Annotated in this window: 10 protein-coding genes; 7 read left to right on the top strand and 3 right to left on the bottom strand. The window is 67.7% G+C overall.

Annotated elements, in window-relative coordinates; all coding sequences use genetic code 11:
- Positions 1-7: 7 nt before the first annotated feature.
- Both ACW9TV_RS01955 and ACW9TV_RS01950 read left to right on the top strand, forming a co-directional pair.
- The gene (locus tag ACW9TV_RS01955) at positions 8-535 is read left to right on the top strand and encodes a hypothetical protein (RefSeq protein ID WP_494304188.1); all 528 of its coding nucleotides are present in this window, start codon (positions 8-10) and stop codon (positions 533-535) included.
- A complete protein-coding gene (locus tag ACW9TV_RS01950; RefSeq protein ID WP_494304187.1) occupies positions 532-1,233 on the top strand; it encodes an alpha/beta hydrolase in 702 nt (233 codons plus the stop codon). The genes ACW9TV_RS01955 and ACW9TV_RS01950 overlap by 4 nt, the downstream gene beginning before the upstream one ends.
- Positions 1,234-1,245: 12 nt before the next feature.
- On the opposite strand, the gene ACW9TV_RS01945 is transcribed toward ACW9TV_RS01950, so the two are convergent.
- Complete coding sequence (locus ACW9TV_RS01945; RefSeq protein ID WP_494304186.1) at positions 1,246-1,629, bottom strand: DUF4345 family protein; 384 nt, start codon at positions 1,627-1,629, stop codon at positions 1,246-1,248.
- 67 nt (positions 1,630-1,696) lie between these two features.
- Positions 1,697-2,482: a helix-turn-helix transcriptional regulator gene (locus tag ACW9TV_RS01940; protein WP_494304185.1), complete on the bottom strand. Its 786-nt coding sequence runs from the start codon at positions 2,480-2,482 to the stop codon at positions 1,697-1,699.
- 159 nt (positions 2,483-2,641) lie between these two features.
- Between ACW9TV_RS01940 and ACW9TV_RS01935 the strand changes: the two genes are divergently transcribed.
- Positions 2,642-3,226, top strand: coding sequence for a GNAT family N-acetyltransferase (locus ACW9TV_RS01935; RefSeq protein WP_494304184.1), 585 nt, complete (start codon positions 2,642-2,644; stop codon positions 3,224-3,226).
- A gap of 25 nt (positions 3,227-3,251) precedes the next feature.
- Here the strand turns inward: ACW9TV_RS01935 and ACW9TV_RS01930 are convergent, their stop codons facing one another.
- Complete coding sequence (locus ACW9TV_RS01930) at positions 3,252-4,250, bottom strand: helix-turn-helix transcriptional regulator (RefSeq protein ID WP_494304183.1); 999 nt, start codon at positions 4,248-4,250, stop codon at positions 3,252-3,254.
- A 345-nt stretch (positions 4,251-4,595) separates the two neighbouring features.
- On the opposite strand from ACW9TV_RS01930, the gene ACW9TV_RS01925 reads away from it, so the two are divergent.
- The 4 genes from ACW9TV_RS01925 (at position 4,596) to ACW9TV_RS01910 (ending at position 12,102) form a co-directional block, all read left to right on the top strand.
- Positions 4,596-5,249 carry a hypothetical protein gene (locus tag ACW9TV_RS01925; protein ID WP_494304182.1) on the top strand — a complete coding sequence of 218 codons (654 nt, stop codon included), beginning with the start codon at positions 4,596-4,598 and terminating at the stop codon, positions 5,247-5,249.
- A gap of 6 nt (positions 5,250-5,255) precedes the next feature.
- Entirely contained in the window at positions 5,256-7,652 is a 2,397-nt protein-coding gene (locus ACW9TV_RS01920) for a ligase-associated DNA damage response DEXH box helicase (protein ID WP_494304181.1), read from the top strand.
- 143 nt (positions 7,653-7,795) lie between these two features.
- Positions 7,796-9,343 (top strand): beta-helix domain-containing protein, encoded by a 1,548-nt coding sequence (locus ACW9TV_RS01915; RefSeq protein ID WP_494304180.1) that lies wholly within the window; start codon positions 7,796-7,798, stop codon positions 9,341-9,343.
- 65 nt (positions 9,344-9,408) lie between these two features.
- On the top strand, positions 9,409-12,102 hold the full coding sequence (locus ACW9TV_RS01910; RefSeq protein ID WP_494304179.1) for a TonB-dependent receptor domain-containing protein: 2,694 nt from the start codon (positions 9,409-9,411) through the stop codon (positions 12,100-12,102).
- Positions 12,103-12,123: the final 21 nt, after the last annotated feature.

Raw genomic sequence — 12,123 nt, 5'->3', positions numbered from 1 at the left:
ATCCGCCATGGCCCTGTTCCCGGCAGACGAGCTGGAAGCCCAGCTGATCCTGAAGGCGCGCAATGGCGAATCGATCAGCTATGGCGATGTGTTCCGCTGGTTCGGCCTTCCCTTCGTGCGCTTCCAGGTGGGCCAGTTGTGCGCCGCGCTGGAAGAGGTGGACAGCCGCCAGCGCGCGCTGGACAGGCCCGTGCTTGCCAGCCTTGTCGTCCGGCAGTCGGATGGATTGCCCGGGCAGGGCTGGTGGCTTTCGAAAGCCCATGACGCGTGGGAAGGGCCATTCACCGGCCCCGAAGCCGCCCGATTCGTGAAGCGCCACCAGCAACGCTGTTTCGATCACTGGCAGGATCCAGCTCCGCCCGGCCCTGAGCCGGAGCGAAGCGGAGGAGACACCGGGCAACCCGGCCCTGAAGGGGCCGCAAGCGCGACCGCGCGCCCGGAGCGAAGCGGAGGAAACACCGGGCAACCCGGCCCTGAAGGGGCCGCAAGCGCGACCGCGCGCCCGGAGCGAAGCGGAGGAAAGAACAGAAAATGACCCAATACCTACTCGTTCATGGTGCGTGGCATGGCGGCTGGTGCTGGCGGCATGTCGCCGATGGCCTCAGGGATCGCGGGCATCGTGTGTTCACGCCGACGCTGACTGGCCTTGGCGAGCGGGCGCATCTGCTGAACCCGGAAACGGGTGTCGAAACGCACCGCGCCGACATTCTGGCCGTGCTGGACTGCGAGGAGCTGACCGACGTGGTTCTGGTGGGCCACAGCTATGGCGCGCGGCCCACCGCGCTGGCGTGCGATCATCCGGCGGTGCGCCAGTGGGTTTCCCTGGATGGCGTGCCCGTCAGCCCCGGCTGCACCCTGTTCGACGGCGCGCCGCCCGACGCGATCGCAGCCGCCGAGGCGGCGGCGATCCATATCGGGGCCAGGGCCATGCCGCCCTATCCGGCAGAGGTGATCGGCGTGCCGGCCGACCATCCGGACCATGGCTGGGTCAACCGCCGCCAGACTCCGATGCCCTGGCGCTGCCTCGCGGAAGAGCAACCGGCGCTGCCGGCCCGATTCGAATCCGTTGCGAAGGCATATGTGCTGGCGCTGGGTAACACGCTGGCAGGGCCGGCGCAGGGGGCGGAGGAAGCCCGCGCGAAGGGCTGGCCGATGCCCGCGATCGACAGCGGCCATGACCTGATGGTGACCGCGCCGGATGAAACCATCGCGGCGCTGCTGGCCTTCGCCTAGCTGCCCTCCGCCCTAGGAGGACGCGCGGGCGAAGACGCGCTGGCCCAGCAGCAGGATCGCGATCATCACGGCTTCCGCCACCATGGGCGGCCAGGCCATCGGACCCGCGCCATCCAGCACCAGGCTGACCGTGCGCCCGAACAGCGCGACCGCCAGCAGCAGGATCGGCACCTTCAGCGGCGCCGGATCCGTGCGCCAGGCGCCCAGCAGCGCGAACAGCCCGCCCACCAGGAAGAAGGCGGTGAAATCGGCCCGCAGGCTGGCAAGCCCCTGGCTGCCCAGCGGCGTCAGCGCGAAATCGGCCGCCATTTCAGCCGGATTGATCAGGAACATCAGCCCCATGCCGGCAAGGAACAGGCCCAGAAGGCCCACAATCAGGCGCATCACGAATGTCATGTTATCCTCCCTGCGCGCAGCCTAGCAGGCGCAGGCGGTTCTTCCAGCCCGAAGGGAGCCGGATGCGTCAGGCGGCGTAGCCCAGATAGCCCAGCTGCGCGGCCTTGAAGATCGTCTGGCTGCGGTTCACCGCATCCAGCTTCTCGCCGGCGTTCTGGATGTGGAAGCGCACCGTCGCGTGGGATCGGCCAAGGATCATGGAGATTTCCTTGTCCGTCTTGCCGATGGAGGCCCAGCGCAGGCATTCGACTTCCCGCTTGGTCAGCTGGCAATCCGCCGGCAGCCACTGCCGGGTGCGCAGCGCCTTCACGCAGCCGGCGATGAAGCGGTGCGACAGCAGGTAGAGTTCGTCGGCATGGGCTTCATATTCGACCGAAAGATCGGTGCGATCCGGATCCGCCACGCCATAGCTGGCAAGACCGATCTGGCCGAAAGGCAGGTGAACCGGGATGCCGATGGCCGCCTTGCACAGCGCGCGCTTCTCGAAGTTCGACAGGTCGATCGCCTCGAGATAGCGGTTGGGCTGGCGGGTGCGGAAGCCGTCCGCGTTCACCCAGAAGGGTTCCGATTCATAGCGGCAGGCCCGCGGCACCGGAGAGGAGAGCGCAAGGCGCGTATCGGCCCACCAGCGTTCGTCGGGTGCGTTCCAGCCGAAGACCTCGGCAGCCAGGATGCCGCCATCCTCGTCCATCAGCGGATTCTTGCTGGCGATGTTGTCCGCCAGCGCCACCCTCAGGTTTGCCCGTTCCCAGGCGATGTCCCTGAGCGCTTCCGCAGCCGAACGGATATCCTTGACCGAGGTGACATTCACCCGGGCCAGATCTTCCTTCAGGCTGGCGCTCCTCTCGCCCATTCCTGTCTCCCCAAAATCACGACCTCACTTACATGGCAGATGGTGTCTCCTTCACCATTCGCCAAGAACCCCGGACAGGGCTTGAGATTCCAGTCGCCGCCTGCTTACGCACCGACGGACAGATTGCAAGGGGTGCCGCGGTCGCACCCGGGCGGGAGAGTGGACGTGAACGCAGCCCTTGCCGCACTTCCGGCGGCCCTGCCCCTGCTTGCGCAGGGCGATATCCGGCTGCAGCCACTGGCCGACGCCCATGCGGACGCGCTTCGCCGGGCCGCGGCGGAGGATCCGGAAATCTGGCAGATCTACAGCTATTCCCTGCTGGGCGAGGGCTTCGACCGCTGGTGGGGCAATACCGCCGCGGGCCGAACCGGCTGGCGCTACTGGGCCATCCTGTGGCGGGGGCGGCTGGTCGGCTGCACCGGCGTCTGGCCGGAAGACCGCACGCCCGGCGTCGTCGAGCTGGGCGGCACCTACCTCAGGCCGGATGCGCGGGGCACGCCCGTCAACCGCACCGCCAAGTGGCTGCTGCTGGGGTTCCTGTTCGATTGCGGCTTCCACCGGGTGGAGTTCCGCGTGGATGGTCGCAACCGGCGGTCGCAGGCCGCCGTGCTGAAGCTGGGCGCCGTTCGCGACGGGATCCTGCGCCACCACAAGATTACCCACAACGGCCATGTCCGGGACACCCATGTCTTCGCCATCCTCGACCGGGACTGGGCGCGGATCGAACCGGCGCTCAGGCCCTGAGTACGGCAGCCAGGGCAGAGCTGGTTCAGGGCAGGGCGGGCCAGTTCGGCCGTTCGGCGGGCAGCATCGCCTTCAGCGTCTCCGGCGCCTCCACCTCCACCGCATCGCCCCAGCACATCAGGTGCCAGGCCATTTCCAGAAGCCCGCCGGCCCGGAACTGCACCAGCAGGCTTCCGTCGGCCAGGGTTTCCATCGTCTGGTCGGGGTGGAATTCGAACTGGCGCGCGATCGGGGCGGCGGCTGGGCTGAACTTCCAGCGGATATCCTGCGCCGGTTCCTGGAACACGCCGAAATTGTGCGCGACCAGCCGGCGAAGGTCGAAGGCGGGATCGCGTTCGAACCCTTGCTCCAGCAGCCGGGGGCGCGTGATCTGCGGCAGGCTGAAGAAACGGATGGTTCCGTCCGCCCCGGCTGCTCCGTCACCGTCTGTCGCGGCCACAAGATAATGGCGGTGGCCGTACAGGAAGCCCAGCGGCCGCACGATCCGGGTTTCCGTCTGCCCCTTCACCCGCCCGGCATAGCTGAATGAAAGCTTCCGGCAGGATTTGATCGCCGTGCGCAGCGTGGCGAACAGCGAATTGGGGATGGCGGGGCGTGGGCCGGCGCGCAGGGCAAGGCCCTCCGCCTCGGCAAGGGCGGCCAGATCCGGCTCCACCCGCCGCATCAGGTCGGCGGCCATGGCCGCCTTCAGCCGCGAACCGATCCCGCGCAGCAGGTCGGCCTGATCCGGCAGGTTTTCGCGGATGAACAGGGCCGCCGCTGTTTCCAGTGCCGCCAGTTCGTCTGCCGTGGTGGGGGAAAGGGTGCGCGCGCCTGCCCCATCCAGCCGCCATCGCTTGGAACGATCGTTCGACGGCACCTCGTCGGCATTGGGAAAGGCCGCCAGCACGGCATCGCGCATGCGGATCGCGGTGCGCCGCGACACGCCGAATCGCTGTTCGATATCCGTCAGCGTCAGGCCGCCGCGCGCGGCCTGCATTTCCAGCGCCAGCTGGATCAACCGATCTGCCCGTGCGTACCGCACCCCTGAAACCCCCAACGCATCGCACCAACCGGTCGAACCTTGGGGCGTCCGGCTGGCGTCCGCAAGGGTTACGGCCGGATGTTCCCCTTTTGTCCATGACAAACGGGGACACATCTGCATTTTTCACTTTCCGGACAGCGGCTTCCGCCATGTCCCGAACTGGCATGTCAGTCTGGCAGAACGGCTGTGGGCGGTCCGCCAGACTCGCCCAGCTTTCAGGGGCGGACGGCTTTCGTCCGGCGGGTGCGTTATGGCCCGCCGGGCGGAACGTCGGCGGGCCGGTCTGCCATGTTGCAGCCGACTGGCCCGCTGGCACCCGCGCGTCCTCTGTGCCAACCTTCCGCCATGCGCGCGCTGATCTGCTTCTGTGCCTTGCTGCTCGCGGCCGCCGGCCCCTGTCCGGCGCAGCCTGCGGGCGGGCATGCGCTGGCTGGCGACTATGTGCTTGCCGGCGTGCGGGAGGCCGCCGGCGCGCTCGATCTGTTGCCGGACGGCCGCTTCCGCTATGCCTTCACCTATGGCGCGCTGGATGAAATGGCGCAGGGCCGCTGGCGGCAGGCGGGCGATCGCATCCTCCTCACCACCGATCCGAAGCCCCGGCCTGCCAGATGGGAACTGGTCGGCACCGAGCCGGGTGACCCGAAGGTTTTCGCGCTGATCCTGGAAAATCCGCGCGGCCAGCCCGTGCCCAACATCACCGTCCATGTGCGGATGAACGACGGCAGCGAAGAGAAGGGCCAGACCTATGCCGAATGGCTGGAGGCGGATCTGGATAGCCGCCTGCCCGTTTCCGTCCGCTTCGAAGTGCCGGTGTTCAATCTCGTCTCGCCCGAATTCCCGCTCGATCTGAAGGCGGCCCGTCGTTACCGCTTCCGATTCGATCCTGCCGACACGGGTGTGCGCGACTTCCAGGATTGGCCGCTGGTTATCCGTGGGGACATGCTCGCCCCGCCCGATGCGCCTGCGGGGCAGGGTTTCCGCAAGGCAGAACGCCGCTGAGGGGCGATGGGGACGGGCGATGATCTTCCGCCGCAGCTGTCCGGCTGGTTTGCGCAACGCGGCTGGCGGCCCCGCCGGCACCAGCTTGAGATGCTGGCCGCCGCCCGCGCCGGGCAGCACGCCCTGCTTGTCGCGGCGACGGGGGCGGGCAAGACCCTGGCCGGCTTCCTCCCTGTCCTCGCCGCTGCGGCGGAGCAGGGGCCGCGCCCCGGGCTGAAGGCCATCTATGTTTCGCCGCTGAAGGCCCTGGCGGCCGATGTGGAGCGAAATCTTCTGCTGCCCATCCGCGAGGCCGGGCTTCCCCTGAAGGTGGAAACCCGCACCGGCGATACCGGATCGGACGCGAAGAAGCGGCAGCGGGAAAACCCGCCCGACATCCTGCTGACGACACCGGAAAGCCTCAGCCTCCTGCTGACCTGGCCAGAGGCGGCGCGGATGCTGGAATCGGTCGAGACGCTGATCGTCGATGAGATCCACGCCTTCGCCAGCACCAAGCGCGGGGATCTGCTGGCGCTGGCGGTCGCTCGAATGCGCCGGCTGAACCCGGTTCTCAGGCTTGTCGGCCTGTCCGCCACGGTGGCGGATCCCGTATCGATGGCAGACTGGCTGGCGCCGGGGGGTGATGCCCGCATCGTGTCGGGCGAGGCAGCGGCGCCGCCCGACATCCGCATCCTGGTGCCCGACGGCCGCATCCCCTGGTCCGGCCACAATGGCCGCCACGCCGCGCGCGAGGTGATGAAGCTGATCGAGGGCGCGCGACAGGCGATCGTGTTCGTGAATACCCGCGCGCTTGCGGAACTGATCTTCAACGATCTGTGGGCCGTGAACGACCAGCGGCTGCCGATCGGCATCCATCATGGCTCTTTGGAGATGGCGGCGCGGCTGAAGACGGAAGCCGCCCTGGCCGACGGGCGGCTGCGCGCGGTGGTCGCCACATCCAGTCTCGATCTCGGGATCGACTGGGGCGATGTCGATCTGGTCATCCAGATGGGGGCGCCGAAGGGGGCCGCGCGGCTGCTGCAGCGCGTGGGCCGGGCGAATCACCGGATGGAGGAACCGAGCCGCGCCGTCATCGTGCCGGGCAACCGGTTCGAATATCTCGAGGCGCTGGCGGCGCTGGATGCGGTGAAGGCCGGCGAGCTGGATTCCGAACCGATGCGCCCCGGCGGTCTGGACGTGCTGGCCCAGCATGTGATGGGCGTGGCGCTGGCCGGTCCGTTCGAGGCGGATACGCTCTTTACCGAGATCCGCACCGCCGCCCCCTATCGCGATCTGCCGCGGGGTGAGTTCGACCGGGTGCTGTCCTTCGTCGCCACCGGCGGTTACGCGCTGCGCGCCTATGAGCGCTATGCCCGACTGGTGGAGGACGCGCCCGGCCGCTGGCGGCTGCGCCACCCGAAACTGGCGCTGCAACACCGGCTGAACGCGGGCGTCATCGTCGAAGCCCCCACGATGACGGTGCGCCTGGGGCGCAGCCGCACGCTGGGCCGGATCGAGGAATGGTTCGCAAGCCAGCTGCGCGTTGGGGACAGTTTCCTGTTCGCCGGGCAGGTGCTGGAGGTGACCGGCGCGTCGGAAACCGATCTTTACACCCGGCTGGGGCGCGGCTCCGCCCTGATCCCCACCTACGCGGGGGGGCGGATGCCGCTGTCCACCAATCTTGCCCGCCGCGTGCGCGCCATGCTGGCCGACCCGGCCGGCTGGAGCCGCATGCCCGAGGACGTGCGGGACTGGCTGGCCCTGCAGCAGGCGCGTTCCGTTCTGCCCCCGGCAGACCGGCTTCTGGCGGAAACCTTCCCGCGCGACGGACGGTCGTATCTGATCCTCTATGGCTTCGAAGGCCGCAACGCCCACCAGTCGCTGGGTATGCTGCTGACCCAGCGGATGGAACGGCGCGGGCTGAAACCGCTGGGTTTCGTGGCGACAGACTATGTTCTGGGCCTGTGGGGGCTCGAGCGGATCGTGGATCCCGCCGCGCTGCTGTCGGGCGACATCATCGCCGAGGAACTGCGCGACTGGATCGCGGCCACCCCCTTCCTTCGTCGGGCCTTCCGCGATGTCGCAATCATCTCCGGGCTCGTCGAACGCCAGCAGCCGGGCCGGCGCAAGAGCGGTCGCGCGATGACCGTCTCGACGGACCTCATCTACGATGTGCTTCAGCGCCACGATCCGGGCCACCTGCTGCTCGACGCCGCCTGGACGGAGGCGAGCGCCCGGCTGACCGACCTCGACCGGCTGAAGCGCCTGATCGCCCGTGCGGAATCGCAGTTGCTGGTCCGCCATCTGGATCGTGTGAGCCCGCTGGCCGTGCCGGTCCTGATCGAGATCGGGCGCGAAGGCGTCTCGCACGCAACGGATGAAGCCCTGCTTGCGGAACTTGCGGCGCCGACCGCGCCTGCCTGACTTCAATCCGCAATATTTCTGCAAGACAACCGCAACCACTCCGAAACCGGACTGACACGACCTCCGTCTAGAGGGGCCTCGTCCGCGAGCCGCCAGCCGGGCGGCGCCGCAGTCGGAATTTGCAATCCGCAAAGGGGATTTTCATGTCACAACTTCGCGCCCTGCTTCTGCTCGGGTCGGCCGTGGCGCTCGCCGCCTGCTCTGGTGCCACGGATGTGGCGTCCCCCGGTGACGGCGTGATCGTGTTCCCGCCGGCGCCGACCCCGACTCCCACGCCGACGCCCACGCCGACGCCGACTCCGACGCCGACGCCCACCCCGACTCCGGCCGATTGCCCCACCGGCACCGCCAATGTCGGCACCGCCACCTTCGGCGGCCAGTCCGTGCGGGTCTGCCAGCTGTCGGGCGTGATCACCGGCAACCTGCTGCTGCGCAACACGCCGAACCTCGTCTACTCGCTGTCGGGCGGCGTGCGGATCGGCCGCGACGTCGGCGGCGACGGAAACAAGGCCGGCGGTGCCCAGGGCATCCTCACCATCGAGCCGGGCGTGGTCATCTTCGGGGCCTCCGGCGCCGACTTCCTGCTGATCGAGCGCGGTTCGCAGATCTTCGCCGAAGGCACCGCAACCCGCCCGATCATTTTCACCAGCCGCACCAACATGGAAGGCACGGCCGGCGACAACACGATCAGCCAGTGGGGCGGCCTCGTCATCCTCGGCCGCGCGCCGATCCACACCTGCATCGGTTCGGGCATCACCGGCGGCGCGGTGAACTGCGAAAGCCGGGTCGAAGGCGCCGATGGCCTCTATGGCGGCGCGACCCCCACTGACAGCTCGGGCCGCCTGCGCTATGTGCAGGTCCGCTTCCCCGGCTTCGAAGTCTCGGCCGGCAACGAGCTGAACGGCATCACCTTCGCCGGCGTCGGCTCGGGCACCTTCGCGGAGAACATCCAGGTCCACAACAGCTCGGACGACGGCATCGAATGGTTCGGCGGCCGGGTGAACCACCGCTATCTGGTGATCACCGGCGCCGACGACGACAGCCTCGATACCGATCTCGGCTATCGCGGGGCCTCGCAGTTCGGCCTGGTGCTTCAGCGCTCGACCGGCGGCGACCGCATGATCGAGGCGGAAACTTCCGGCAACGACACCCGCACCCCGCGGTCGCGCCCGATGCTGTCGAACTTCACCTTCATCGGCCGGCGCGCTCCGAACGGCCTGCTGTTCCGCGGCGGCACCGACTTCGACGTGGTGAACTCGATCGTCCAGAAGGACGCCGGCGCCTGCGTGCAGTTCGCCGACGCCTTCACCATCAGCACCGACACCGCGCCGACGGACCCCACCGCGAAGAAGGCCGGTCCGCCGAACTTCCGCTCGGTGTTCCTGTCCTGCGCCGGCGGCCCCGCCAACGGCTCGGGCGGCATCACCACACAGCAGGTGACGGACATCCTGAACGAAACCGGCCGCGGCAATGTGCTCAACGGCACGTCCACGCTGACGGGCACCTTCTTCCCCGGCGCAAACGAGCTGGCGGTCACGCCCTTCGCGGCATCCGGCCTGAACAGCTTCTTTGCCAACACCAGCTATATCGGCGGCTTCAGCAGCGCGACCGACACCTGGTTCAACGGCTGGGCCTGCGGCCTGGGCGGCAGCACCGCCGCCTGCACCGTCGCGCCGCTGCCGATCCAGTAAGCACGCACTGCCGGGCCGGGGCGGCATGGGCCGCCCCGGCCCGGACCCAATCGGGAAAGTATCTGATGACCATGTCCCACCTGGCTCGGCTTCTTCTTGCCACCACGGCGATCGGTTCCGCCATCGCGTCCGCACCGCTCCTCGCCCAGGCCCAGCCCGTGCCGGCTGAACCCCCGGTTCCGGCTCAGGCCGAAGAGGATGTGGACGTGTCCGCGCCCGGCGCCGGCGGCCTTCAGGGCGAGGATATCGTCGTCATCGGCCGCTACATTCCCAACACCATCCGCGCGACTCCGTCGGTCGTGTCGGTGCTGTCGGCTGCTGATCTCGCCCGCACCGGCGAAGGCGACATCGCCGGCGCGCTGAAGCGCGTGACCGGCCTTTCGGTTGTCGGTGGCAAATATGTCTATGTGCGCGGTCTTGGCGAACGCTATTCGCTGGCGCTGCTGAACGGGCTGCCCATCCCCTCGCCCGAACCGCTGAAGCGCGTCGTCCCGCTGGACATCTTCCCGACGGACCTGCTCGCCTCCACGCTGGTCCAGAAGAGCTATTCGGCCAACTATCCCGGCGAATTCGGCGGCGGCGTCATCAATCTCACCACCCGCGCCGTGCCGGACGAACCTTTCTTCAACGTCTCGGGCTCGATCTCGGGCGACACCGTCACGACGGGTCAGCTGGGCTACACCTATCGCGGCTCCCGCTCGGACTGGACGAGCTTCGACGGCGGCACCCGCTCGATCCCGGTCGAGCTCAACGCCGCGCTCAATTCCGGCCGTCCGCTCAGCCTCGCCAACTTCACGCTCGACGAGCTGAAGACGATCACCGCCAGCCTGAACAACGCCCAGACGAACCTGATCCAGTCGAACGACACCATCCCGGTCAACATGTCGCTGGGCTTCACCGGCGGTACCGCCTGGGACATCGGTGAAAACCGGCTGGGCGTGATTGGCTCGATCAACTGGTCCAACAACTGGCAGACGAAGGGCGGCATGCAGCAGACGACGCTCGGCATCTCGATCGACGCCAGCGGCAACGAATTCCTGGATCCGCAGGAAGATTATCGCTTCCTTTCCACCGAAAACAGGCTGCAGCTGAACGGCATGCTCGGCGTCGGCTACGAGTTCGGCGAGCATAAGCTCCGCTTCACCAACCTCTACATCCGCGACGTGTTGAAGGAAGCCCGCATCCAGGCCGGCTACGACCTCGTCAACGTCAACCAGGATCAGCCCGTCAACCGGGGCTACACCAGCTGGTTCGAGCGGCAGCTCTTCTCCAGCTCGCTCGTCGGCGAATTCAAGTTCGACGAGCTCAGCCTGAACCTGCGCGGCACCTATGCGAAGTCGCAGCGGGAATCCCCCTACGAGCGGGTGAACAGCTATCTCTTCGACCCGACGGTCAACGACTATGTCAACACGCTGCGCACCCAGACCTCGTCGCGTGTCTCCTTCTCGGACCTGTCGGACACGGTGTGGGCAGGCGCCGCGGACGTCGCCTATGCCCTTCCGACCGAACGACCCGTCACCCTTTCGGCCGGCTACGCCTATACCGACAACAGCCGCAACTCGACCCGCCGCGACTTCCGCTACAACTCGCCGGACGCCCTGCCAGACGGCGTCAGCCAGCAGCGGCCGGATTATCTGCTGTCGCCCTTCAACATCCAGGCCTATGACATCTACTTGGAAGAAGTGGGCGCCGCCGCCGGTGTCGCGGCCTATGAAGCGGCGCTGACGGTTCATGCCGCCTATGGTCAGGTGGAAGCGGAACTGTTCGACGGCTTCCGGCTGACGGCGGGCGTCCGCTACGAAACGGCTGACCAGTCCGTCACCCCGGTCGATCTCTTCGGCACCGGCGGGGACACGCTGTTCGCAACCAGGCTCAGCAACAGCTACTGGCTGCCGGCGGCCACCCTCACCTGGAACTTCGCCGAGGACATGCAGGCGCGTCTGGCGGCTTCCAAGACGATCGCCCGGCCGCAGTTCCGCGAACTCGCCCCGCAGACCTATCTGGATACCGACACGGACCGGTCCAGCTTCGGCAACCCCTATCTGGTGGATTCCGAACTGCTGAACTTCGAAGGCCGTTGGGAATGGTATCTCGGCCGGGATCAGCGGCTGATCCTCGGCGGCTTCTACAAGCAGATCGACAAGCCGATCGAGACCGTCTCGTTCCAGCAGGGCGGCACGCTGTTCACCACCTTCGCCAACGCGCCGAAGGCGGAACTCTACGGGCTCGAGGCCGAGGTGCAGAAGCTGTTCGGGCTGGGCACGTCGGGCTTCTTCGCCGATCGCCAGCTGTTCGTCAGCGCCAACTACACCTTCACCGATTCGAAGCTGAAGGTGCGCGCCGGCGACACAACCCGCCCGGTGCAGGGCGGCGGCGCGGAAGCCCCGGCGACCGACCTGTTCGTGAACGGCGCGCCGCTGACCGGCCAGTCGGACCATATCGTCAACCTGCAACTGGGCCTTCAACAGGACGAGAAGCTGTCCGAACAGACGCTGCTGCTCACCTATGCCTCCGACCGCGTCACCCAGCGCGGCCCGAACGGCACGCCCGATCTCGTCGAACGGCCCGGTGTGCGGCTGGATTTCGTGATGCGGCAGGAAGTGGCGATGGGCTCGCTGCCGATGGAACTGAAGTTCGAGGTGCGCAATATCCTGGGCACCGAATATCGCGAAAGCCAGTCGCTGGGCGATAGCGTGGTGTACAACAACCGCTATGATGTCGGCACCAGCTTCTCGTTCGGGCTGACGGCGAAATTCTAGGCCGCACAGCGGCGGTGCCGG

Source organism: Sandaracinobacter sp. T42, assembly GCF_059115405.1.
The sequence above is the reverse complement of the archived record's forward strand: the minus strand, read 5'-3'. Positions and strand labels throughout refer to the sequence as shown.

Bases quoted from the DNA above. Each gene is read 5' to 3' on its own strand.
- ACW9TV_RS01925 (WP_494304182.1), top strand. From the start codon at position 4,596: ATGCGCGCGCTGATCTGCTTCTGTGCCTTGCTGCTCGCGGCCGCCGGC.
- ACW9TV_RS01915 (WP_494304180.1), top strand. From the start codon at position 7,796: ATGTCACAACTTCGCGCCCTGCTTCTGCTCGGGTCGGCCGTGGCGCTC.
- ACW9TV_RS01955 (WP_494304188.1), top strand. From the start codon at position 8: ATGGCCCTGTTCCCGGCAGACGAGCTGGAAGCCCAGCTGATCCTGAAG.
- ACW9TV_RS01920 (WP_494304181.1), top strand. From the start codon at position 5,256: ATGGGGACGGGCGATGATCTTCCGCCGCAGCTGTCCGGCTGGTTTGCG.
- ACW9TV_RS01945 (WP_494304186.1), bottom strand. From the start codon at position 1,629: ATGACATTCGTGATGCGCCTGATTGTGGGCCTTCTGGGCCTGTTCCTT.
- ACW9TV_RS01950 (WP_494304187.1), top strand. From the start codon at position 532: ATGACCCAATACCTACTCGTTCATGGTGCGTGGCATGGCGGCTGGTGC.
- ACW9TV_RS01940 (WP_494304185.1), bottom strand. From the start codon at position 2,482: ATGGGCGAGAGGAGCGCCAGCCTGAAGGAAGATCTGGCCCGGGTGAAT.
- ACW9TV_RS01910 (WP_494304179.1), top strand. From the start codon at position 9,409: ATGACCATGTCCCACCTGGCTCGGCTTCTTCTTGCCACCACGGCGATC.